Source organism: Variovorax paradoxus, from assembly GCF_009755665.1.
Taxonomy (GTDB): Bacteria; Pseudomonadota; Gammaproteobacteria; order Burkholderiales; family Burkholderiaceae_C; genus Variovorax; species Variovorax paradoxus_G.
The window spans coordinates 2,464,812-2,486,683 of sequence record NZ_CP046622.1 but is presented as its reverse complement, the minus strand read 5'-3'; the positions used below and the strand labels follow the sequence as shown (position 1 = coordinate 2,486,683).

Sequence of the window (21,872 nt, the reverse complement as noted above, 5' to 3'; positions counted from 1 at the left end):
AGAAGAGGCCCCGGTTACCAGGCAATGGGTGTCAGCACACCCCAGGGAAGAGGAACGCGCAACAGCTTGTAGAACGCGGCATGGATGAGCAGCGAGGCAATCAGCGCAATCAGCACCGCGCGGCCCGGCCGCACGCGCATGGCAAGCATCAGCGCCAGCAGCGAGATCGCCGCGGTCGGCAAGAAGCCGAGCCGCTCCGAAGCGAAGATGTAGAACAGCACCGCGCCAATCACCAGCGCGGCGGCCAGCACATGGCGCGGCGAAGCGGTCCAGCCGCCAAGCCGCATCCAGGGCGCGGCATGCCGCTCTCGCCAGCCCTTGACCAGCAGCATGAAGCCGCAGATGCACAGCCCGATGGCAATCAACCCCGGGAAAAGCGCCGGCCCGACCTGCTGGCCCGGTATCCCGGGATAGCTGCGCACCACGGCCAGCACCAGCGCGCCGAGCACCAGCAGGATCAGCCCGAAGACCGCGTCGTTGAACTTCATTGCGCGGCACCTCCGCCGGGCGCGCATGCACGCCGCGCGGCGCTCACTTGACGATACCCACGGCCTTCATGGTTGCGCCGAGTTCGGCGTCGGACTTGGCCATGTAGGCAGCAAATTCATCCGGCCCCGCGTAGATCACTCCAAAGCCGCGCGAAGCCATGAAGTCGGTGTACTCCTTGCTCGCCACCACTTTCTTGAGCGCACCGGCAAGCTTGTCGCGCACGTCGGCCGGAAGGCCCTTGGGCGCAACGATGCCGCGCCAGGCCGCCATCGACCAGTCGCTTCCGATGGCCGCCTTGAGCGTGGGCACATTGGGGTACAGCGCCGAAGGCTTGTCGCTCATGATCGCAAGGCTCTTGACCTTGCCCGCATCGATGAGCGAGCGCGCCTCGGGCAGCGAGACCGGTGCGATGTCGACGCCACCGGCCACCACGTCCTGCAGCCCCGGCGCGGCGCCGTTGCTCGGCACCCACGGCACGGCCGCGGGATCGATCTTCTGGTCGCGCAAGAGGCCCGCAATAGCCAAATGCCAGATGCCGCCCTGCCCGGTGCCGGAGGCCTTCAGCTTGCCGGGGCTGGCCTTGATGGCCGCCAGCAGTTCGGCCACGGTCTTGTAGGGCGCATCGGCGCGCACCTGGATGCCGGCCGGGTCGAGGTTGGCAAGGCCGATGGGGGTGTACGACGTGCTTGTGAGTTGCGTGAGCCCCTGCCAATGCATCATGCCGATTTCGACCGTGGCCATGCCGATGGTGTAGCCGTCGGGCGGCGCGGCGGCAATGGCGGAATGGCCCACCACGCCGTTGCCGCCGGTGCGGTTCACCACGGTGAACGGCTGGCCCAGTTCTTTTTCGAGCAGGCTGGCAATGATGCGCGCCGTCGCGTCGGTGCCGCCGCCCGCTCCCCAGGGAACGATCAGCGTGACCGGGCGGCTCGGATAAGCCTGCGCTGCCGCGGGAGCCGCCGCTGCAAACATGGCGAGCCCGGCCGCAACGCCCGCGGCATGGGCAACGAAGGAGCGGCGCGAAAACACACGGGAGGAACTGACACGGGGCGAACTGACACGCATGGTTGTTGTCTCCTGGCGAAGGTCATTGGTATGACGTTTGAAATGGCCATGCGATTTTTCGCACAGTTCACTCGCCGGAGACATTAGGGTGAACCATCGTGTGCCGCGCCCAGCGGCGTCATTTGGTTACTGCATGAACCAGCCGTGGCTCACCACCAGCGATTGCCCGGTCAGCGCATTGGTCGGAAAAGCGGCGAACAGCAGCGCCACCCGGGCGACGTCTTCGGTGGTGGTGAACTCGCCGTCGACCGTCTCCTTGAGCATCACGTTCTTGATGACCTGCTCTTCGGTAATGCCGAGCGTCTTCGCCTGCTCGGGAATCTGCTTTTCGACCAGCGGCGTGCGCACGAAACCCGGGCAGATCACGTTGGCGCGCACGCCGTGCTTGGCACCTTCCTTCGCAACGGTCTTGGCCAGCCCGATGAGGCCATGCTTGGCCGTGACGTAGGGCGCCTTCAGCAGCGAAGCTTCTTTCGAATGCACCGAGCCCATGTAGATCACGCTGCCGCCACGGCCTTGGGCGTACATGTGCTTGAGACAGGCCTTGGTGGTGAGGAAGGCACCGTCCAGGTGAATCGCGAGCATCTTCTTCCAGTCCGCAAAGCTGAACTCATCGACCGGATGGACGATCTGCACGCCGGCATTGCTGACGAGGATGTCGATGCCGCCGAAAGCCTTGGCCGCTTCTTCGACCGAAGCGTTGACCTGCTCTTCGCTGGTCACGTCCACCGCCACGCCAATGGCCTGTGCGCCCGCGGCGTTGAGCTCCGCAGCCGTGGCATCGGCCGCTTGCTTGTTGAGGTCGGCAATGACGACCTTGGCGCCTTCGCGCGCAAACAGAACGGCAATCTCCTTGCCGATGCCGCTGGCCGAGCCCGTGATATAGGCGACCTTGTCCTTGAGTTGCATGGTGAACGTCCTTGAGGTTGAAAGAAGAAAAAGAAAGAAGACGGAACTGCAGGATTCAGGCGAGCACGCGAGCCGCGGCGCCTTGCATCAGCGGGAGAGCCCGGGCCGCTTGATGCGCCCCACCCCTGGCTCGCCAAGGTCAAAGGTGGTCACGCCGTTCACCGTGGCGTCGCTGCGCAGCGTTTCGGGATGCGCGAGCGTCCGCCGCATGTCGCGCGCGCCGGCGTCCCAATGTTCTTCGACGGCGGCGCGCGAGAACTCGTAGTCCTTCGATTCGGCCTCGTACGGCTTGTCCCGGTAGATCAGGTGAAAGATGTCGATCGGGTGGTGCGTGAGCTCGGCCTGCACCGCAAGCACCGAAGGGTCGTTGCGCAAGTTGGCGGGCAGCTTGGAGATGAGGTCCGCAATGGCCTGCTGCAGGTTCAGGTTGGCGGCCAGTGCATCGGTGTTCATGCGGGTGCGGCTCGAATAGGTGATGTCCTTCTGCCGCTCCAGCACGCCCGACAGCGTACGCGGCATTTCGCCGCGTGCATTGAAAAGATCGACCTGCAGCACCACCAGAGGCTCGGAGCGGGGATGAATGTCGAGCACGTATTGCAGCGGCGTGTTCGAGACGATGCCGCCGTCCCAGTAGTCGTCGCCGTCGATCGTCACCGGCGCAAAGCCCGGCGGCAGCGCGCCGCTGGCCATGATGTGCTCGGGGCCGATGCGCTGGCGCGTGTTGTCGAAGTACACCGAGTTGCCGGTGCGCACGTCGACCGCGCCCACGCTGAAGCGCGCCTCGCAGGCGTTGATGCGGTCGAAGTCGATCAGACGCTCGAGCGTGAGCTTGAGCGGCGCGGTGTCGTAGTAGCTCAGGAGCGGTGCCGCGGCGCCCATCAGCAGCGCGGGCGAATAGCGCGGTTCGAAGAAACCTGGAATGCCGACCAGCATTGCCATGGAAGCGCTCCACTGGTTCTGCGCGGCGCGGTCGCCCAGCCATGCCGGCAGACGCTGCGCCGGCCCGGAAGACACGAGGTGCCAGAACTCCCGCAGCCGGTCGACCCGCTTGTCGGGCGCATTGCCCGCAATCAATGCGGCGTTGATCGCGCCGATCGAGACGCCGGCAATCCAGTGCGGCTGCAAGTCCGTTTCACTGAGCGCGGCATACACGCCGGCCTGGTAGGCGCCGAGGGCGCCTCCGCCCTGCAGCACCAGCGCCTTGCGCGCGGAGCGCATGTCTTCGCGAGGCACTGCGAACGGGCTCAGGGTCTTCTTGCTTGCCGCGCGGGATCTCTGGGGCTTCGTCGTCGTCATATGGTGTCATTTGACACCAGCCCCATGGCGGCAAGCTGACCGCCACCCCTTACATCTTGGGCAGCATCTGTCCCCGGATCTCGCCCGCCGGGTTGGCGGCCGTGTGGATGTTGGCGTACCACTTGCCGGCAAGCAGGTCGGCCGCCTGTGCAGGGGTGAGCGTGGCCTGGCCTTCGATCGGGCTCTCCGTCCGGGCGAAGGGCAGCACCACGCCGGCGTTGGCACCCGCTGCCGCAGGTCCGTGGAAGTGGCCAGCGGTTGCCGGACCGCTGAGGCCGCTGTAGGTGATCTTGTATTTCAGGACGTTCGTGTCCCTGTTGAGCCAGGCTTCCGCCAGGCCGCTGCCGCGCGTCATGTTGGGCGGCACTTCGCTGGCGGCGTTCATGGTGCCGCTGAAGCTCGCGACGTTCGACTTCGACATCATCCCGCAGCCGGCCAGCGCAGCGCTGGCTACGCCGGCGATGAGGGTTGCGCGCAAAAGGGTGCCATATCGGTTCATGAGCTTTATCTCCTGAGTTATGAAACCGCTTCAGCATAGGCAGCGCCGGCCCGTCCCGATGTCGGCCACCACCGCGACTTTCAGGGCCCCGGCGCAGCGCCCCAACCTGAAAGAGAATGCGGCGATGAACCCTGCCGACCTTCCCACCGCCCACGACGTGGTCGACTTCTGGCGCAGCGCCGGACCCGACCGATGGTTTGCCAAGAACGATGCCTTCGATGCCGAGTTCGGCGGGCGCTTTCTTGCCGCCCATGAAGCGGCGGCCCTTGGCGAACTGGACCATTGGTCGAACGAGCCCGAGGGCGCGCTCGCGCTGATGGTGCTGCTCGACCAGTTCCCGCGCAACACCTGGCGCGGCAACGCGCGCATGCTTGCGACCGATGCCAAGGCGCTGGCCGTGGCCCGCAAGGCAATCGAGGCAGGCCTCGATCTGAAGGTGGACGAAGAGTTGCGCCGCTTTTTCTACCTGCCCTTCATGCACTCCGAATCGCTGGCCGACCAGGAGCGTTCGGTCGAGCTCAACGCGGCGCTCGATGCCAACACGCAGCGCTTTGCGGTATTGCACCGCGACATCATTGCGCGCTTCGGCCGCTTTCCGCACCGCAACAAGCTGCTCGGCCGCACCAGCAGCGCCGAGGAACAGCGCTTTCTCGACGAAGGCGGCTTTGCCGGCTAGCGCTGGGGCAGCGGCTCCGAACGGGTGGGCGAAGGATTCTGGCTGGCGCTGTCCCTGGCATTCTTGAGCGAGCCGTAGGTTTTGGCATACACCCAGGTGAACTCGGCGCCCAGAAGAAAAATCTGCGCCGAGTAGTACACCCACACCAGCACCACCACCAGCGAGCCCGCGGCGCCATAGCCGGAGGCCACGCTGCTCTTGCCGATGTACAGGCCGATGAGATGCTTGCCGACGGTGAAGAGCAGCGCCGTGACCGCGGCGCCCACCCACACGTCGCGCCATTGGACCTTGGCGCGCGGCATGATCTTGTAGATCATCGCGAAGATCACCGTCACCATTGCAAAGCTGAAGACGAAGTTGACCGCTTGCGCCAGCGTCGCCCAGGCGCCGAACACCGGCGACCACCACTTGCTGAGCGCGGCAAGCGCCGCGCTCGCCACCAGCGACACCATGAGCAGAAAGCCGATGCCCATGATCATGCTGAACGACAAGAGCCGCACGCGCAGCAAGTTGAAGAGCCCCTTGTTCTTCGCACGGGCCGGTGCACGCCAGATGCGGTCGAGCGCATCTTGAAGTTCGCCGAAGACGGTGGTCGCGCCGATCACCAGCAGGCCGATGCCGGCCACCGTGGCCACGATGCCTTCGGCCGGCTTGTTGACCGCCTGCAGCATGCTCTGCACCGCGGCCGCGCCCTGCTCGCCCATGAGGCCCGAAAGCTGCAGGAAGATTTCGCCTCGCGCGGCCTCCTGCCCGAACACCAGGCCCGCCACGGCAATCACAATCAGCAGCAGCGGCGCAATCGAGAACACCGTGTAGTAGGCCAGCGCGGCGCCCATGCTGGGGGCATAGTCGTTCGACCATGAGGCCACGGCCTCTTTGCACAGATCGAAAAGCGCGCGCATTTGCATGAGCATGAAGTCTCCCTTTGAATGACACAGGGCATGTCAGCCCGGTGCCCGGCGTGTTGCAGGTAGGGCTACGATAATCGCTCCACATGCATCCGTCTCCCTCAGACGCGGCGGCGCCATCCGCCCCTCCGCAACCGAAGTCGCCACGCGACCTTTTTGTTTCATTCACCTGGCTTGCGCTGCAGGGATTCGGCGGCGTGCTGGCCATCGTGCAGCGCGAAATGGTCGAGAAAAAGCGCTGGCTCACGCCCGAGCAGTTTCTGGAGGATTGGGCCGTGGCCCAGGTGATGCCGGGCCCGAACGTGGTCAACCTCGCGCTGATGATCGGCGACCGCTATTTCGGACTGCGCGGTGCCATAGCCGCCGTGGCCGGCATGCTCGCAATACCGCTCGTCGTCATTCTGATGCTGGCCGTGCTGTACGCCCACTACGCCGGCAACCCGCAGGTGGCGGGCGCGCTCCGCGGCATGGGGGCGGTGTCGGGCGGCCTGATTGCCGCTACCGGCATCAAGCTGATTCCGCAACTGCGCAAGCACCCGCTGGGCTTTGCCGCCTGCCTGGTGTTCGTGGCACTGGTGTTCGGCGCCATCGCGGTACTGAAAATCCCGCTCGGCTGGGTGCTGCTGGCCGTGGGCGGCGTGGCTTGCGCCTGGACGTGGCGGAGGATTGCGCCATGAGCCATATAACGATCGTGATGCAATGGCACGACTGGCTTGCGCTCTTCGGCCAGTACCTGCTGCTGTCGCTGCTGTCGATCAGCGGCGCGATCACCACGGTGCCCGACATGCACCGCTACCTTGTCGCGCAGCACGGCTGGCTGACCGACGCGCAGTTCAGCTCGTCGGTCGCCATAGCCCAGGCCGCGCCGGGGCCCAACGTGCTCTTTGTCGCGCTCATGGGCTGGAACGTCGGCCTCAACGCGGGCGGCGGCATCGGCGCCGGGCCGAGCGCGTGGATGCTCGGCTTCCTGGGGCTCATGGTCACCATGGTCGGCATCATGCTGCCGAGCACCACCCTCACCTATCTTGCCACCCGCTGGGGCCACCGCAACCGCGACAAGCGCGGCGTGCGCGCCTTCAAGCAAGGCATGGCGCCGGTGGTGGTGGGCCTGTTGATTGCCACCGGCTGGGTGCTCGCGGCGGGCAACCATTCGGGCGACGCGCCCGCCTGGCATTTGTGGCTGCTGAGCGCGGCGGCAACGCTTGTCGTGTGGCGCACGCGCATTCACCTGCTGTGGCTGCTCGGCGCGGGCGCGCTGCTCGGTGCCATCGGTTTTGTCTGATCCTCGCTCTTTTTAGGGAAGAAACTCATGTCGCAACTTCGCTCGCTGGGCCGCTCGGGCCTCCTGGTTTCACCGCTCGCCTTCGGCGGCAATGTGTTCGGCTGGACGGTGGACGAAGCCACCTCGTTCCGCCTGCTCGACGCCTGGCTCGATGCGGGCTTCAACTTCATCGACACGGCCGACGTGTATTCGAGCTGGGTGCCGGGCCATACCGGAGGCGAGTCCGAAACCATCATCGGCAAATGGCTCAAGCAAAGCGGCAAGCGCAACCGCGTGGTGCTGGCCACCAAGGTCGGCAAGCCGATGGGCGAAGGCAAGTCAGGCCTGTCGCCCGCATACATCCGCGAAGCGGTCGAGGCTTCGCTCAAGCGCCTGCAGACAGACTTCATCGACTTGTACCAGGCGCACGATGACGATACCGCCACGCCGCTGGAGGATTCGCTGGGCGCTTTCGACGAGCTGATCAAGGCCGGCAAGGTGCGCGCCATCGGCGCCTCGAACTACAGCGCGCCTCGGCTGGCTGAAGCACTCGACATATCCGAACGGCTCGGCATTGCACGCTACGAAAGCCTGCAGCCGCTCTACAACCTGTACGACCGCGCGGTGTTCGAAGACGAACTGGAACCGCTGTGCGTGAAGCGCGAGGTGGGCGTCATCAACTTCTATGCGCTCGCGGCCGGTTTTCTGACTGGCAAGTACCGCACCGAAGCCGACGCGTCGAAGAGCGCGCGCGGTGCCAACACCACCAAGAAGTACCTGAACCCGCGCGGCCTGCGCATTCTCGAGGCCCTCGACAAGGTGGCCCAGCAGTACAACGCCAAGCCGGGCCAGGTGGCCATCGCCTGGCAAATTGCACGGCCTTCGGTCACCGCCCCCATTGCCAGCGCAACCTCGATTGCGCAGCTGGAGGAACTGGTCGTGGCCACCCAGCTCAAGCTGGATGCCGGCACCATCCAGATGCTGGACCGCGCCAGCGAAGAAAGCTAGCCGTCGACCGGATTCAGCGGGGTCGAAAGAATCCGCTGATAAAAGGCCACGTCGAGCCAGCGGCCGAACTTGAACCCGGCCTGCCGCACGGTGCCGGCATGTTCGAAGCCCAGCCGTTCGTGCAGGCCGATGCTGCCGGCGTTCGCCGCATCGATGGCACCGACCATCACATGCACATCGCGCGCGACCGCCTCCGCAACGATCGCCTCCATGAGCGTGCGGCCGAGACCAGCGCCGCGGTGCCCGGCCTCGACGTACACCGAGTGCTCCACCGTGTACTTGTAGGCCGGAAAGGCCCTGAACGCGCCGTAACTCGCAAAGCCCAGCAGCTTGCCGGTCTCCTCGTCCTCGGCGCCGATCACCGGAAACCCGTTGGCGCGCTTGGTCGCAAACCACGCGACCATGCTCTCGGGCGTGCGCGGCTTGTAGTCGTACAGCGCGGTCGAACTGACGATGGCTTCGTTGAGGATGGCGAGGATGGAGCCCGCGTGGGCCTCCTCCGTGCAGGTAATCAGGCGCATGTTGGTTCCTTTCGAACTGGCGGCGACATGTGGGGCAGATTGTCTAATATAGGAGAATAATGGTCTCATATGAGAAACAATTCTTCTCCGCCCGATGAACCCGCCGGCATCGACTCGCTCATCGCGGACCGGCTTAATGCGCTGCGCCGAGCCAAGGGGCTGAGCCTTGCGGAGCTGGCCGGGCTTTCGGGCGTCAGCAAGGCGATGATCTCGAAAGTCGAGCGTGCGGAAAGCAGCCCGACCGCCGTGTTGCTGGGCCGGCTTGCCGCCGGACTGGGCGTGCCGCTTGCGCAGTTGCTGACCGAAGACAAGGGCTCGGCGCGCCGGCTGCGCACCCGGGCTGAGCAGGAGGTATGGCGCGACCCCGAGGCCGGCTATTTGCGCCGGCAAATTTTTGAGCGCGGTGCGAACGGCGGCGTGGAGATGGTGGAGATCGAATTGCCGCGCTCGGCGCAGGTCGGCTATCCGCGATGGAGCGGCAAGCCGTATCGCCAATGCCTCTGGATGCTCGAAGGCGCGCTGCGGGTGGACTATGGCGACGAGCGTTTCGAACTGGCCGAGGGTGATTGCCTGGATTTTGGCGTGGATCGCCCGCTGGTTTTCAAGGCTCTTGGCCGCACTGGCTGCCGCTACCTGCTGGTTGCATCGCCCCCGTAAGCCGGCGCTGGCCGGCCTAGAAGTAGTAGGCAAGTTCCCACAGCGACTGGCGACGAAGGCCTGTGCTGGCCCCGGCACCGGCCGAGATACTGCAAGGCATCACAGTTTCGAGGAAACAAGCATGTCATTTGTGCTCTACATGATCGGGTTTCTGATTTTCCTGGGTGGCCTCGCCTGGGGCGCCTCGGTCGCCGGCGTGCCCACGCTCTACATCGGCATTGGCGCGCTGATCATCCTGGGCATCGGCATCTTCAGCGCAGTGGGGCGCACACGCAGCAAGGACCCTTCCTGAGTTCGATGCTGGCTGCCGCTCATTTCACACAGGCTTCACGCCGCGCGCACATGGCGTAGCTAACTTCGCGTGCGCACCGCAGGTCGCGGTGCGCATCGCTACAAGTCAGCTCGCCCATGTCCGCCTCAAGTTCCTTCGCCCGTCTCGACGACGCCCCCTCTCCCCTTGTTGCCACGCCTGCCTCGTTGATGGTGGCCGAACGGGTTTCGACCACCCAGGTCGACCTGCTCGTGGTTGGGGCCAGCTTTGCCGGCCTGGCCTGCGCACGCGCCGCAGCGCTGGCCGGCCTCAGCGTGATGGTGCTGGAGAAAAAGTCCAGCGCCGGCGCCAAGCTGCACACCACCGGCATCATCGTGAAGGATGCGGTGGATACGGTGCCGTGGCTTGCGGAAGTGCCGCCCGCGCTGGTACGCCGCATCGATGGCGTTCGGCTTTATTCGCCCGATATGCGCCACGTGGACCTGCATGCGCCGGGCTACTGGTTCTGGGCCACCGATGCGCCCGCCCTGCTCGACTGGATGGTCGACTCGGCCCGTGCCAGCGGCGTCGACGTGCGTCTTGGCACGCTGTTCGAGCAGGCGCTCTGGATGAACGACCGCTGGGAGATCCCGCTGGCCCACAGCCCTGGCCAGGGCACCTGCATTTCAGCCCGTTACATCGTGGGGGCCGACGGGCCGCACTCGCGCGTTGCCAAGGCCCTCGGCCTGTCGCGCAACACGCGCTTTCTCTATGGCGTCGAGCACGAATACCGAGGCGCGAGCATGGCGCCTGGTTTTCTGCACTGCTTCGTCGACCGCCGGCTGGCGCCGGGCTACATCGGATGGGCGCTCGACGGGTTCGGCGTGAGCCAGATCGGGCTCGCGCGCCGCATGGGCATGCAGGACGCGGCGGCGCTCCGGCTCGATCCACTGCTGCGAAAGATCGCCTCGGTCGTGTCGCCCGGCGACGCGCCACCCGTGGCGATTCGCGCCGGGATGATCCCCTGCGGCGGCGTGCTGCCCGTGGTCGCCCGCGAGCGAGCGCTGCTGGTGGGCGATGCGGCCGGCATGGTGTCGCCGGTGACGGCCGGCGGCATTCACACGGCACTGCAGCACGGGGAACGTGCCGGCGAAGCCATCGCGCAGTTTGTTCGAGGCAAGGCGCAAGACCCAGCCGGCTGGTTCGTGCGCAGCTATCCGAGGTTTAGGCTCAAGCGAGCGATGCGCTGGGCTTTCGATCACTTCCAGAGCGACTGGATGTTCAATCGCCTGCTCGGTACGCCGCAGCTGCGGCGAGTGGCGGAGCTGGTGTACTTTCATCGCAAGGCCAGCCCATTGGGCAGGAACTAGCTAGCGCGCCAGCAGGCCACGCTGGCGCAAGTAATCGGCGTCAGGCGCTGCGCTGGCGCATCGCCTCGTACAGGCACACGCCGCTTGCCACCGAGACGTTCAGGCTTTCGACCGCTCCGGCCATCGGAATGCTCACGAGCTCGTCGCAGGTCTTGCGGGTGAGTTGGCGCATGCCCTCGCCTTCGGCGCCGAGCACCAGTGCCAGCGGGCGCTTCAAGTCGCTCTGGTAGAGGGTGCCGGGCGCATCGTCGCTGGTGCCCACGCACCAGATGTTGCGTTCCTTGAGCTCGTTCAGCGTGCGCGCCAGGTTGGTCACCATGAAGTACGGCACGGTTTCGGCAGCGCCGCTCGCCACCTTGGCCACAGTGGCGTTGATGCCCGCCGCATGGTCCTTGGGCGCGATGACCGCATGCGCCCCGGCGCCGTCGGCCACGCGAAGGCAGGCGCCCAGGTTGTGCGGGTCGGTCACCCCGTCGAGCACCAGCAGAAGGGGCACGGTGCCGGCTTCTTCGAGGCCCTCGAGCAGTTCGTCGAGCGAGCGGACCTGCGCAACGGGCTCGACCCGCGCCACCACGCCCTGGTGGCCGTGGCTGCCGCTGAGCTTGGCGAGGCGCAGGCCGTCCGCCTCGACCAGCCGCACGCCGGCTTCCTGCGCGCGCGCAATGAACTGTTTCATGCGCGCATCGCGCCGGCTGGTGTCGAACATCACTTCGAGCACCGATTTGGGCGCGGTCTTGATGCGCACGCCCACGGCATGGAAGCCGAAGATCACTTTAGGGGAAGACATCCCTCGATTATCGAGGGCGGCGCGCCCTGCCTTTCAGGCAATCGGCAAACCGCTGTGCGCCCCGGCTTTTTCGTCGTGCAGTTCCTGCACGGCCAGCGCGTTCGGATGCACCCGGCCGCAGTTGCCGGCGCTTTCCAGGTACTGGCATGCGGCATGGCTTTCAGCGGCTTTTTCGTAGCGCGCCACCCAGGCGTCGCGCACCGGCAGCTTCTCGGGCGACACGGGCCAGACGCCCGGCTGCGGCCGCATGTGTTCGCCGATGCCGATGCGCCAGGGCTTGGCGCTCAGCCGGGCGCGAAAGCAGTTCTGGTTGCGGCACATGCGCGCATAGGTCTTGTCGACGCCCAGCGCCTCGAAGCATTCCGCCACCGCCGGGTCGGCCGGGCTGAAGACGTCGTGCATCGCCAGCACGCGAAAGCCGGCCGGGGTGCGGTAGAGGCGCAGGTGCCAGTCCGGGTTTTGGTGCACGAAGCGGCCGATACGCTCGGCCGCGCGCTTTTCAGGCGAGGGGTTGGTGCTGGCCTCGCCGCGCTTCTTGGCGAGGCCGATGCGGTAGGCAACGATGAAGACCACGAGGGCCGCGATCAGCCCGCCCACCCAGGTCTTGGCGGTCCATCCACCGACGACGCCCGCAATCAGCGCGGGCGCCAGCGCAAAGCCGAACACGCTGCCGCGCAGCGGCTCCTCGAAGTCGATGTCCACGAACAGCACATCGGGCGTGTTGAGGCATCGCGCGCCGTAGCTGTTGCGGGTAATGACAGTGTCGCCTTGCCGCTCGACGATTTCCTCGCGGATGGGCACGCCCTGGGCGCCGTTGTAGGCCAGCTTGCGCTCGCGGCGGTCGAGCTGCTCGCCGCGGGCAATGCGCTCGAAGGCTTCCTGCGTGCGCTGGTCGGCATGCGCCTGCGCGGCAATCGGGCTGTCGTCGGACCAGCCGTAGCGCCGCACGGTGATCTGCTTGCCCTCCACCCGCTCCTGGATTCGGCCTTCGGCCCAGAACCTGGGAACGATCATGCCTCGAGCGAGGCCACCAGCACGGGCTTGGACTCGTTGAGCGCCATGCGCCCGGCTTCGATGGTGATGCGGCGCTCGCACTGGGCCGCAATGCCGCGGTCGTGCGTGACGAGCACGAGCGTGGTGCCGAGTTCGCGATTCAGGTCGAACATCAGGCGCATCACCTGCTCGCCGGTCGCAAAGTCGAGGCTGCCGGTGGGCTCGTCGGCCAGCAGCAGGGCCGGCTGAACCACAAATGCCCGAGCCAAGGCCACGCGCTGCTGTTCGCCACCTGAGAGTACCTTGGGATAGTGCCCGAGCCGCTGCCCGAGCCCCACCCGTCCGAGCATTTCGGTAGCGGCCTTGCGCGCGTCCTTGCGGCCGGCCAGCTCCAGCGGCAGCATCACGTTTTCGAGTGCGCTCAGGTTGCCGAGCAGCTGGAAGCTCTGGAAGACGAACCCCACGCGCTGGGCCCGGAGAGCGGCGCGTGCGTCTTCGTCGATGGCAAAGATGTCGTCGCCCGCGAGCTTGACGGTGCCGCGCGTGGGCGTGTCCAGCCCTGCGATGATCGACAGCAAGGTACTCTTGCCGGAGCCCGAAGCCCCCACGATGGCGGCGGTTTCCCGCGCGCCCAGGGTGAAATCGATGTCCTGCAGAATGTCCAGCGTACCGGTCGAGTCTGTAACGGACTTGAACACGTGCTCGACGGCGACAATGGCTTCAGACGGGAGTTGGGACATGGAAAGGCTTTTCGTTTTGAATCGACGTGACTTTATCTTGACCGCCGCCGCTTCCGGCATTGCAGGGGCATCGGCAACGGCACACGCCCAGACCGCACAGGCTGCGGCGCCCCGCAAACCGGTGATTCTGGTGCTCGGCGATTCGCTGAGCGCCGAATACGGCCTGAAGCGCGGCGAAGGCTGGGTGCCCCTGCTTGAGAAGCGGCTTGCTGAGCAAAAGATCCCGGCCACGGTGGTCAACGCCAGCATCAGCGGCGACACCAGCTCGGGCGGGCGCGCCCGCTTTGCGTCGTTGCTGGCGCAGCACAAGCCCAGCCACGTGGTGGTGGAGCTTGGCGCCAACGACGCCCTGCGCGGCCTGCCGCTCCAGAACACCGAGGAAAACCTGCTGCAGATCACCAGGGCGGCACAGGCGGCCGGAGCCAAGGTGCTGATCGTCGGCATCCAGGTGCCGCCCAACTACGGCGGCGACTACACGCGGCGCTTCGAGGCGGTGTTCGGCAAGGTGGCCAGCGCCACCAAGGCGGCACTGGTGCCCTTTCTTCTCAAGGGCGTGGCCGATGCGCCAGACGCGCTTGCGCTCTTCCAGGCGGACCGCATTCATCCCACGGCCGCGGCGCAGCCCCGGTTGCTCGAGAACGTGTGGCCGGAACTGCGCAAGCTGCTTGCCGCCAAGTAAGCCGGCCGCAAACAAAAAAGCCGCTGCATGCCCAAAGGCCTGCAGCGGCTTTTTTGTCGAAAGTGTCGATCGGCGAATCAGCCGTTCTTGGTCGGCAGCTCGGGCACCGTCGGCGGGTCGCGTTCGAGCGAGGCCACATCGGTTTCCGGGTCGCCCGGGGCGAGTCCTTCGCTGCTTGGAGAGAGCTTGCGATTGGCCTTCTCGCGGAGCTTCTCTTCCTTTTTCTTCTTCTTGGCCAGCTCCTTCTGGCGCTTTTCGTAGCCGTAATTTGGTGTTGCCACTGCTTCTCCTTGAGGCGAGACAGTCACGGTGACTGTGCGTAGCCTACTGTAAGCGATAACGGTGCGGTCTCAAGGCATGGGGCCGGAGGGTGTTTCGAACTCGAACACACCTTGCAAACCCGGATAGCGCTGGTCCATGAACCAGCCCATGGCACCGGCGCCGGCCACCATCGCCAGGACCAGGGCCGCAATCATCCAGCCGACGTGTTCGCCCAGAGGCCAGAAGAGAAACACGGCCAACACCGGCAGCAGCGCGGCAAGGGACGAAAGCCACATCCAGCGCCTTGGCGCCAGCATGGGCTCCCAGGTTTGCGGATCGATGCCGGCGTCGATGAACACCTCGGCGGCAAAGCGCAGGCGCGGCCGGGGCTGCGTGGCGAGCCGCAGGAGCAACGCACGCAGGAGCGCGGCGCGGTTGCGAAAGCGCACCACGCGCGGGGCGTCCATGGTCAGCGCCAGGGGCAGCTTCACATCGATGGTTTCGCCGCCGCCTGCGGCCCGCTGGAAGACAAGCCGCTTGACGATCGCATCGCTCGAAGTGAATTCGGTTTTCACATCCTGCAGGCCGGCGCGCCCGCGGCAGACCTCGCGCCAGGCCACGGCCTGCGGCGACGCGGGATCGCCCCAACGCATGCCTTCGGCGTCGATCCGGATCGAGCCCTGGCCCACCTGCGCAAACTGCCGCAGCAGATACCAGAGCCCGCCACCCAGCCCGGCAACAAGCGCGAGCACGGCCAGCGCGACGATCCCCTCGTTGCCGTGCAGGTTCGACCAGTCGTCCTGCAGCAGCACCGCGGCCCCAAGGGAGAGCGCCAGCAACGCGAAAATCGCCACCAGCCCGCCGAGCAGGAGCCGGGTGGCCGCGAGGTCCGGCACACCCTCCAACGGCCCCTCACCTGCCAGCGCTTTCAGCACGTGCGCGGGAACCTCGAGCACGCGCGGCCCAGCGGTATGGGTATCGGCCGCGCGTGCCGGTGCCATGCCGCGCGCGGCGGACGCGGCGATGGACTGGCTCTTGCGATTTTTTCTTGCCATGCGCCTGGGCAAGGCCTACATCTGCAGCAGCGCCTGCTGCAGGTCGGCGCGCAGGTCTTCCACGTCCTCCAGGCCGATCGAGAAGCGCACGAGCGTGCCCTTGTGCGGCCAGGGAGCCACGTTCGCATCGCGCATCAGGCCGATGTCGTAGGGCACCACCAGGCTGACCGGGCCGCCCCATGAGTAGCCGAGACGGAACAGGTTCAGGCTGTCGCAGAAGCGGTCGACCTGTTCGGTGCTGTAGCGTGCGTCGAACACGACCGAGAACAGGCCCGCGGCCAAGTCGGTTTCGCCGCAGAGGGCGCGCCAGTTCGTATGGCCCGGCGACTCCTCCAGCGCCGGGTGGAGCACCTGGGCGATTTCTTCGCGGCCGCTGAGCCAACGTGCCAGTTCTCGGGCGGTGCGGTCGTGGGCGGCGTAGCGCAGCCCGATGCTGGGCAGCGAACGCAGCAGCGTCTCCACATCGCCCACGCCCACGCCAAAGCCCATGCGCATGTGGGTCAGCTTGAGGGCACGGTGCAGCCGCTCGTCGCGCGTAATCACGCTGCCCATCAGCACGTCGCCGCCGCCGCTCGGGTATTTGGTGAGCGCATGCACCGAGATGTCGACGCCCTGCCCGCTTCCGTTGAAATCGAAGGGGGCAAACGCCAGGCCCGCACCCCAGGTGTTGTCCAGCGCCGTGACCACCCCGCGGGCGCGGCAGACGTCCACCAGGGCCGGCAGGTCGGGAAACTCCATCGTCACCGAGCCCGCCGCCTCGACCCACACGAGCCGCGTACGGTCCGAGAGCTTGGCCTGCAGGTCGGCCGGGTTCATCGCGTCGTACATGCGGTGCGTGATGCCGAAGTTGGCTAATTCGCCGGTCGCCAACGCCTTGTTGGGCCCGTAGGCGTTGTCGGGAATCAGCACCTCGTCGCCGCTCTTCAGGAAAGCGAAGGCGACCAGCGAGATGGCAGCAAGCCCGCTTGGCACCAGCAGGCATTCGGTGCCGCCTTCGAGCGTGGCCAGGCGTTCCTCGAGCGTGAAGGTGGTCGGCGTGCCGTGCAGGCCGTAGGTGTAGCCGGCCTTGGTTTTCCAGTCGCGTGCGCGCATGGCGGCCACGTCGGCGAAGAACACGGTCGAGGCCTTGTAGATCCCCGGCTGCGGCGCAGCGAAGTTGGCTGGCGGCTTGTAGGGATGGTGAATCAGGGTCGTGGAGGGCTTGCTCATGGGTGAATGCTAGCGCGACTGGGCTGCCGCGGCTTCCGCCTCACAATGCGCTGATGCAGCTGACGCGGCCTCCTCCTCCCCATCTGCAGCCCTTCGTGAAGCTGCTGTGGGCCTCGGCGCCTGAAGGCGTGCCGACCGAACGGCCGGGCGCGCGCGAACACGTGCTGCCTACGGGCGGCATGCACGTGGTGTTCCGCTTGTCGGGTCCGCCGCTGAAGTTATTCGGTAGCGCTGACGACACGCGCGGCCAGACCTGCGGTTACGCGATCGTCGGCGGCGCGCGCGCCGCCTCGTACATGCGCGACGTGTCGGTGGCCACGCGCTCCGTCGGCGCGCAGCTTCAGCCCGGCGCAGCCCGAGCCCTGCTGGGTGCGCCGGAAGACGCACTGGCCAGCCAGCACACGCCGCTCGATGCGTTGTGGGGCGCGCGGCAGACCGATGCCGCGCTCGAGCAGGTTCATGCCGCGGGCGGCCTCGACAGACAGCTCACAGTCTTCGAAGCCTTGCTCGCGCAGCGTGCCATCGACTCGTTCGGCGCCGGTCTGCGCGGCCTGCACCCGGGCATCGCCGCAACTCTCGGACCGCTGGCCCATGGAAGCCCTTCGATCGAGGGACTGGTAACTCGCAGCGGGTACAGCCACCGCCGCTTCATCGCGCTCTTTCGCGGCGCCATCGGCCTCAGCCCCAAGGAATACGCACGCGTGATGCGTTTCAATCGTGCGCTGACGCTGGCAGGCGACCCCGCGCAAAGCTGGGCCGAGATTGCACTCACCGCCGGCTACAGCGACCAGGCGCACCTGAGCCGCGAGTTCTCAGCGCTGGCGGACATGTCGCCGCAGGCGTGGCGGCGGGCGGGGGCCGCGTCGCCGCGGCATGTTCCGGCGGGCACGACAACAGGTCAAATTCGTTCAAGACGCTAGCGGTGCAGCGGCCCAGAATCGGCGCCACGACAACTGCGTTCCCCCTCTCGAAAGGCAACCACCATGGCCATCCACGAACTTTTTCCATACCTCTGCGTCGACGATGCAGGCGCCGCCATCGACTTCTACTGCAAGGTCTTCGAGGTCAAGGAGATCTTCCGGCTGACCGAACCGAACGGCCGCATCGGGCATGCGGAACTCGACTTCCATAACGGCGCGATCCTGATGCTTTCTGACGAGTTCGCCGAATACAACATCCACAGCGCCAGGACGCTCGGGGGCACCGCGGTCACGCTGCATCTGCACGTGGACGACGCCGATGCCGTGGTGGCGCGGGCCGTCGAGGCTGGCGCCACGCTCGACATGGCGCCGCAGGACCAGTTCTACGGCGAGCGATCGGGCGTGTTCCGCGATCCGTTCGGGCATCGCTGGAACGTGGGCCACAGCATCGAGAAGCTGACGCCGGAAGAGATGCAGCGGCGCTACACCGCGATGTTCGATTCCAGCGGAGCGTAGGCAGAGGTCGCGGGGCCTCCTCGCGAGGCTTACCCGCGCACCGATAAGCGCCGATGCTCGCGCTTTCTCGCGGCGCCTACTTCCTTCGAGATGGACGAGACCACGGTCGCCCACTCCTCGGCCGTGAGCAGCAGCGCGGTTTGCGAATGCAGGAGCGTGTCTTCCTTGTCCAGATGCGTGGACATGAACTGCCGGTGCTGCCGCAACAGGGCCCCGGCCTGTCCAGCCGCATCCGGGTCGCCGGACCGGGCCCGCTCGAGCAGCAGCGTCGCCTGCGAGATGAGGCCATTGCAGCACTCGCTCTCGGCATCGAGCTGCTCAAGGAGCTCGTCGGCTTCGCGCGACCTGCCGCGCAGTATGTTCAGCATCACAACGCCTTTGGGGCGATGCGTGTTTTCTTCGAAGGCCCGAAGCCGCTCGATGATCTCGATGGCGGACGTTGCGCGTTGCCGAACGCTCGCCTCGCCCCCTGCCTTCATCGCCTCGCGGAGGCAATCCAGCAATTCCCGGGTGCGAACGTGCTCGGCGCGCAAGATGGCCCACGCGCATTCTGCTGCCAACATGCCTGACTCCTTTGGAGCTGCTGCCCTGCTCCAAAACTGCCTGTGAACTTCAAGCTTTAACGCTATCGTTCTACATCGCTGCATCGGGTACTGCAAGCCATGGTGACGCATACGCGCAGTGCGCCTACATGCGCGCGCGCCCGGGCTGTTGATGAGTCGCCGCCCGGGGGCAAGATCAGGTCAGACCGACCACTTCTCGAGCAGCTTTTCAGGCCCGAGCGAGTCGTAGCCTTCGAAGGGCTGGTGGATCCAGGGGTTGGTCGCGAGGTACTCGACCGAGTAGTCAGGCGTGAAGGTCGACAGCGCCTTGGTCCAGAGCACCGCGCTGCGCAGTTCGGTGATCGGCTTGTAGTTGTTGCGCAGCATGTCCATCACCGCATGCAGCGTGTGGCCCGAATCGGCCAGGTCGTCCACCAGCAGCACCTTGCCTGCGATCTCGCCCTTGGGCGTGGTGATGTAGCGGGCAATGTCGAGGTGGCCCTGCACCGTACCGGCGTCGGCGCGGTACGAGCTGGTCGACATGATGGCGAGCGGCTTGCTGAAGATGCGCGAGAGCACGTCGCCGGGGCGCATGCCGCCGCGCGCGAGGCAAAGAATGGTGTCGAACTCCCAGCCCGACTGATGCACCTTGATTGCGAGCTTCTCGATCAGGTTGTGGTACTCGTCGTAGCTGACGTAGAGATGTTTGCCGTCTTCGGTCAACATGGTCTGGTTCGTTCCTGTTCAGTCGGCGAGATAAGGGTGGCGCATCATGATCGTGTGATCGCGATCAGGGCTGGTCGACACCATGTGGATCGGCACGCCCGTGATTTGCTCGATGCGCTGCAGGTAGAGCCGCGCATTGACGGGCAGCTTGTCGTACTGCGTGACGCCGACGGTGCTTTCGCTCCAGCCTTCGAGGGTTTCGTAGATGGGCGTGCAGCGTTCGATCTCGTCCGCACCCATCGGCAGGATGTCAGTCGTTTCGCCGTCGAGTTCGTAGCCGGTGCACAGCTCGAGCTTTTCGAGGCCGTCCAGCACGTCGAGCTTGGTGATGCACAGGCCCGACAGGCCGTTGACCTGCGCCGAGCGCTTGAGCAACGCGGCGTCGAACCAGCCGCAGCGGCGGCTGCGGCCCGTGGTCACGCCCTTTTCGGCGCCTACGGTACTCATGTGATAGCCGGGGGTGCCAGGCGTCGCCCAGTCGAGTTCGGTCGGGAACGGACCGCCGCCCACGCGCGTGCAGTAGGCCTTGGTGATGCCCAGGATGTAGTGCAGCATGCCCGGGCCCACGCCCGAACCTGCGGCGGCATTGCCGGCCACGCAGTTGCTGGACGTGACGTACGGGTAGGTGCCGTGGTCGACGTCGAGCAACGTGCCTTGCGCGCCTTCGAACAGCAGGTTGGCACCGGCTTTGTGCGCATCGTTCAGTTCGCGCGACACGTCGGCCATCATCGGCTTGAGCAGCGCGGCATGGCGCATGGCTTCGTCGAACACCAGGTCGAAGTCGATGGCGGGCGCGCCGAGCACCTGGGTCAGCACGTGGTTATGCAGATCGAGCAGCACGCGCAGCTTGGTTGCAAAGCGGTCGGGGTGCTTCAGGTCTTGCACGCGCAGCGCACGGCGGGCGATCTTGTCTTCGTAGGCCGGGCCGATGCCGCGGCCGGTGGTGCCGATCTTCTCAACGCCACCCTTTTCGCGGTAGGTCTCGCGCGCGATGTCGAGCGCGGCGTGGAACGGCAGGATCAGCGGGCATGCCTCGCTGATACGCAGGCGCGAACGCACTTCGACGCCCGCTTTCTCCAGGCCTTCGATTTCCTCGAAGAGCTTGGCCGCCGACAGCACCACGCCGTTGCCGATGTAGCACTTGACGCCCGGGCGCATGATGCCGCTCGGAATCAGGTGCAACGCGGTTTTCACACCGTTGATGACCAGCGTGTGGCCCGCGTTGTGGCCGCCCTGGAAGCGGACCACGCCCTGGGCGCTTTCCGTCAGCCAATCGACCAGCTTGCCCTTGCCTTCGTCGCCCCACTGGGTACCGACGACGACCACGTTTCTTCCGGTGGTTACGCTCATGCTCGTTCCATTACTTCAAAAATTCAGATGGCTCGGACTTGCCACTGCCCTGCTTGCTCGACGAGCTCGCGGTCGCAATGGAATTCATCGATTTCGCTGCCGTGGCCGGGCAGTACGCAGACCACGGTTTCGCCGGCCTTGCGCAGCCCGGCAATGGCCTGGCGCAGGCCGGCGGCGTCGCTCCACGGGGCACGGATGGCCGCGCGCAGCGGCCGCGCCGGCAGCACGCCGACCAGTTCGCGCACGTCGAGGCTGAAGCCGACCGCGGGGCGGTTGCGGCCGAACACGGCACCGACTTCGTCGTAGCGGCCGCCGCGCACCAGCGCATCGGCCGCACCCGGCACATAGATGCCGAACCGCATGCCGCTGTAGTAGGCGTAGCCGCGCAGGTCGGCAAGGTCGAAGCTGATCTGCCGCCCCGAGTCGCCCTGCAGGCTGTCGGCAAGCTTCTTCAGGCCGGCGAGCGCCGCGCTCACGGCGGGGGTGCCCTTGAGGGCCTTGGCAGCCTCGTCGAGCACCGACGCATCGCCGTACAGTTGAACCAGGGCGCGCAAGCCGTCGCGCGACGGCGCCGGGAAGTTGCGCGTGAGCGCATGCAACTCGCTCGCGTCCTTGGCAACCAGCGCCGCGTGCACGCGCGCCAGCACCGAGGCATCGACCGGCACGCCGGCAAACAGCGCCCGCACGATGCGCGCGTCCGCCAGGTCGACGATCAGCCCATTGCCGACGCCGGCCGCATGAAGGCAATCGAGTGCTAGCAGCAGGGTTTCGGTGTCGGCTTCGAGCCCGGCATGGCCATAGATTTCGGCGCCGAACTGCAGGGGCTCGCGCGTGGCATGCGGCCGGTCGGGGCGGGTATGGAGCACCGGCCCGCAGTAGCACAGGCGCGCCACGCCCTCGCGGTTCAGCAAGTGGGCGTCGATGCGCGCCACCTGGGGGGTGGTGTCGGCACGAAGGCCCATGCTGCGGCCGGAGAGCTGGTCGACGAGCTTGAAGGTTTGGAGGTCGAGCGCCTCGCCGGTGCCCGACAGCAACGACTCGAGATGCTCGAGCAGCGGCGGCATCACCAGCTCGTAGCCATAGCCACGGGCGGTATCGAGCAGCTGGCGTCGAAGTTCTTCGATGTGGCGCGCCTCGGAAGGCAGCACATCGGCAATGTGATCCGGGAGGACCCAGGCGGACATG

The 21,872-nt window shown here is 66.4% G+C and carries 27 protein-coding genes; 10 read left to right on the top strand and 17 right to left on the bottom strand.

Features of this window, described 5'->3' with window-relative positions; translation table 11 throughout:
- Nucleotides 1–14 precede the first annotated feature (14 nt).
- The 5 genes from GOQ09_RS11715 to GOQ09_RS11695 form a co-directional block, all read right to left on the bottom strand.
- On the bottom strand, nucleotides 15–488 hold the full coding sequence (locus GOQ09_RS11715; RefSeq protein WP_157613571.1) for a tripartite tricarboxylate transporter TctB family protein: 474 nt from the start codon (nucleotides 486–488) through the stop codon (nucleotides 15–17).
- A gap of 43 nt (nucleotides 489–531) precedes the next feature.
- A complete protein-coding gene (locus GOQ09_RS11710; RefSeq protein ID WP_157613570.1) occupies nucleotides 532–1,554 on the bottom strand; it encodes a tripartite tricarboxylate transporter substrate binding protein in 1,023 nt (340 codons plus the stop codon).
- Nucleotides 1,555–1,680: 126 nt separating this feature from the next.
- Complete coding sequence (locus tag GOQ09_RS11705) at nucleotides 1,681–2,463, bottom strand: 3-hydroxybutyrate dehydrogenase (RefSeq protein WP_157613569.1); 783 nt, start codon at nucleotides 2,461–2,463, stop codon at nucleotides 1,681–1,683.
- 87 nt (nucleotides 2,464–2,550) lie between these two features.
- A complete protein-coding gene (locus GOQ09_RS11700) occupies nucleotides 2,551–3,681 on the bottom strand; it encodes a patatin-like phospholipase family protein (RefSeq protein ID WP_431769310.1) in 1,131 nt (376 codons plus the stop codon).
- A gap of 127 nt (nucleotides 3,682–3,808) precedes the next feature.
- Nucleotides 3,809–4,258, bottom strand: a complete 450-nt coding sequence (locus tag GOQ09_RS11695; RefSeq protein ID WP_126747310.1) for a CHRD domain-containing protein — start codon at nucleotides 4,256–4,258, stop codon at nucleotides 3,809–3,811.
- Nucleotides 4,259–4,382: 124 nt separating this feature from the next.
- On the opposite strand from GOQ09_RS11695, the gene GOQ09_RS11690 reads away from it, so the two are divergent.
- Complete coding sequence (locus tag GOQ09_RS11690) at nucleotides 4,383–4,934, top strand: DUF924 family protein (RefSeq protein WP_157613567.1); 552 nt, start codon at nucleotides 4,383–4,385, stop codon at nucleotides 4,932–4,934.
- On the opposite strand, the gene GOQ09_RS11685 is transcribed toward GOQ09_RS11690, so the two are convergent.
- Nucleotides 4,931–5,848: a YihY/virulence factor BrkB family protein gene (locus tag GOQ09_RS11685; protein ID WP_207309949.1), complete on the bottom strand. Its 918-nt coding sequence runs from the start codon at nucleotides 5,846–5,848 to the stop codon at nucleotides 4,931–4,933. The two genes, GOQ09_RS11690 and GOQ09_RS11685, sit on opposite strands and share 4 nt — an antisense overlap.
- A gap of 80 nt (nucleotides 5,849–5,928) precedes the next feature.
- Here GOQ09_RS11685 and GOQ09_RS11680 point away from each other — a divergent pair, with 80 nt between their 5' ends.
- From GOQ09_RS11680 to GOQ09_RS11670, 3 genes are read left to right on the top strand one after another with little or no spacing between them, the layout of a single operon-like run.
- A complete protein-coding gene (locus GOQ09_RS11680) occupies nucleotides 5,929–6,519 on the top strand; it encodes a chromate transporter (RefSeq protein ID WP_157613566.1) in 591 nt (196 codons plus the stop codon).
- Entirely contained in the window at nucleotides 6,516–7,124 is a 609-nt protein-coding gene (locus tag GOQ09_RS11675; protein ID WP_207309948.1) for a chromate transporter, read from the top strand. The genes GOQ09_RS11680 and GOQ09_RS11675 overlap by 4 nt, the downstream gene beginning before the upstream one ends.
- Nucleotides 7,125–7,151: 27 nt before the next feature.
- Nucleotides 7,152–8,111 carry an aldo/keto reductase gene (locus tag GOQ09_RS11670; protein WP_157613565.1) on the top strand — a complete coding sequence of 320 codons (960 nt, stop codon included), beginning with the start codon at nucleotides 7,152–7,154 and terminating at the stop codon, nucleotides 8,109–8,111.
- Here GOQ09_RS11670 and GOQ09_RS11665 read toward each other — a convergent pair.
- A complete protein-coding gene (locus tag GOQ09_RS11665; protein ID WP_157613564.1) occupies nucleotides 8,108–8,632 on the bottom strand; it encodes a GNAT family N-acetyltransferase in 525 nt (174 codons plus the stop codon). The genes GOQ09_RS11670 and GOQ09_RS11665 overlap by 4 nt on opposite strands.
- A gap of 69 nt (nucleotides 8,633–8,701) precedes the next feature.
- Between GOQ09_RS11665 and GOQ09_RS11660 the strand changes: the two genes are divergently transcribed.
- From GOQ09_RS11660 to GOQ09_RS11655, 3 genes are all read left to right on the top strand, one after another.
- The gene (locus GOQ09_RS11660) at nucleotides 8,702–9,289 is read left to right on the top strand and encodes a helix-turn-helix domain-containing protein (protein ID WP_157613563.1); all 588 of its coding nucleotides are present in this window, start codon (nucleotides 8,702–8,704) and stop codon (nucleotides 9,287–9,289) included.
- Nucleotides 9,290–9,410: 121 nt separating this feature from the next.
- Nucleotides 9,411–9,581 carry a SoxR reducing system RseC family protein gene (locus tag GOQ09_RS26110; RefSeq protein WP_148110631.1) on the top strand — a complete coding sequence of 57 codons (171 nt, stop codon included), beginning with the start codon at nucleotides 9,411–9,413 and terminating at the stop codon, nucleotides 9,579–9,581.
- Nucleotides 9,582–9,697: 116 nt separating this feature from the next.
- A complete protein-coding gene (locus GOQ09_RS11655; RefSeq protein WP_157613562.1) occupies nucleotides 9,698–10,909 on the top strand; it encodes an NAD(P)/FAD-dependent oxidoreductase in 1,212 nt (403 codons plus the stop codon).
- Nucleotides 10,910–10,949: 40 nt separating this feature from the next.
- On the opposite strand, the gene rlmB is transcribed toward GOQ09_RS11655, so the two are convergent.
- From rlmB to GOQ09_RS11640, 3 genes are read right to left on the bottom strand one after another with little or no spacing between them, the layout of a single operon-like run.
- Complete coding sequence (rlmB, locus tag GOQ09_RS11650) at nucleotides 10,950–11,696, bottom strand: 23S rRNA (guanosine(2251)-2'-O)-methyltransferase RlmB (protein WP_157613561.1); 747 nt, start codon at nucleotides 11,694–11,696, stop codon at nucleotides 10,950–10,952.
- Between the two features lie 33 nt (nucleotides 11,697–11,729).
- Entirely contained in the window at nucleotides 11,730–12,710 is a 981-nt protein-coding gene (locus GOQ09_RS11645; protein WP_157613560.1) for a hypothetical protein, read from the bottom strand.
- Nucleotides 12,707–13,429, bottom strand: a complete 723-nt coding sequence (locus tag GOQ09_RS11640) for an ABC transporter ATP-binding protein (protein WP_126747300.1) — start codon at nucleotides 13,427–13,429, stop codon at nucleotides 12,707–12,709. The genes GOQ09_RS11645 and GOQ09_RS11640 overlap by 4 nt, the downstream gene beginning before the upstream one ends.
- Between GOQ09_RS11640 and GOQ09_RS11635 the strand changes: the two genes are divergently transcribed.
- Nucleotides 13,428–14,108 carry an arylesterase gene (locus GOQ09_RS11635; RefSeq protein ID WP_165442079.1) on the top strand — a complete coding sequence of 227 codons (681 nt, stop codon included), beginning with the start codon at nucleotides 13,428–13,430 and terminating at the stop codon, nucleotides 14,106–14,108. The genes GOQ09_RS11640 and GOQ09_RS11635 overlap by 2 nt on opposite strands.
- Before the next feature lie 77 nt (nucleotides 14,109–14,185).
- On the opposite strand, the gene GOQ09_RS11630 is transcribed toward GOQ09_RS11635, so the two are convergent.
- The 3 genes from GOQ09_RS11630 to GOQ09_RS11620 all read right to left on the bottom strand — a co-directional run bounded on the left by GOQ09_RS11630 (nucleotide 14,186) and on the right by GOQ09_RS11620 (nucleotide 16,633).
- Nucleotides 14,186–14,389: a hypothetical protein gene (locus tag GOQ09_RS11630; protein WP_126747299.1), complete on the bottom strand. Its 204-nt coding sequence runs from the start codon at nucleotides 14,387–14,389 to the stop codon at nucleotides 14,186–14,188.
- 69 nt (nucleotides 14,390–14,458) lie between these two features.
- Nucleotides 14,459–15,424 carry a hypothetical protein gene (locus tag GOQ09_RS11625; RefSeq protein ID WP_157613559.1) on the bottom strand — a complete coding sequence of 322 codons (966 nt, stop codon included), beginning with the start codon at nucleotides 15,422–15,424 and terminating at the stop codon, nucleotides 14,459–14,461.
- Nucleotides 15,425–15,439: 15 nt separating this feature from the next.
- Nucleotides 15,440–16,633, bottom strand: coding sequence for a PLP-dependent transferase (locus GOQ09_RS11620; protein ID WP_157613558.1), 1,194 nt, complete (start codon nucleotides 16,631–16,633; stop codon nucleotides 15,440–15,442).
- A gap of 53 nt (nucleotides 16,634–16,686) precedes the next feature.
- On the opposite strand from GOQ09_RS11620, the gene GOQ09_RS11615 reads away from it, so the two are divergent.
- Together GOQ09_RS11615 and GOQ09_RS11610 are read left to right on the top strand one after the other, a co-directional pair.
- Nucleotides 16,687–17,553, top strand: a complete 867-nt coding sequence (locus tag GOQ09_RS11615) for a helix-turn-helix domain-containing protein (RefSeq protein WP_207309947.1) — start codon at nucleotides 16,687–16,689, stop codon at nucleotides 17,551–17,553.
- A gap of 63 nt (nucleotides 17,554–17,616) precedes the next feature.
- A complete protein-coding gene (locus GOQ09_RS11610) occupies nucleotides 17,617–18,069 on the top strand; it encodes a VOC family protein (protein ID WP_157613557.1) in 453 nt (150 codons plus the stop codon).
- Between the two features lie 29 nt (nucleotides 18,070–18,098).
- On the opposite strand, the gene GOQ09_RS11605 is transcribed toward GOQ09_RS11610, so the two are convergent.
- From GOQ09_RS11605 to GOQ09_RS11590, 4 genes are all read right to left on the bottom strand, one after another.
- Nucleotides 18,099–18,632 carry a hemerythrin domain-containing protein gene (locus GOQ09_RS11605; protein WP_157613556.1) on the bottom strand — a complete coding sequence of 178 codons (534 nt, stop codon included), beginning with the start codon at nucleotides 18,630–18,632 and terminating at the stop codon, nucleotides 18,099–18,101.
- Nucleotides 18,633–18,812: 180 nt separating this feature from the next.
- A complete protein-coding gene (locus tag GOQ09_RS11600) occupies nucleotides 18,813–19,337 on the bottom strand; it encodes a phosphoribosyltransferase (RefSeq protein WP_157613555.1) in 525 nt (174 codons plus the stop codon).
- An 18-nt stretch (nucleotides 19,338–19,355) separates the two neighbouring features.
- A complete protein-coding gene (locus GOQ09_RS11595) occupies nucleotides 19,356–20,687 on the bottom strand; it encodes an adenylosuccinate synthase (protein ID WP_157613554.1) in 1,332 nt (443 codons plus the stop codon).
- A 23-nt stretch (nucleotides 20,688–20,710) separates the two neighbouring features.
- A complete protein-coding gene (locus GOQ09_RS11590; RefSeq protein ID WP_157613553.1) occupies nucleotides 20,711–21,871 on the bottom strand; it encodes an ATP phosphoribosyltransferase regulatory subunit in 1,161 nt (386 codons plus the stop codon).
- Nucleotide 21,872: the final 1 nt, after the last annotated feature.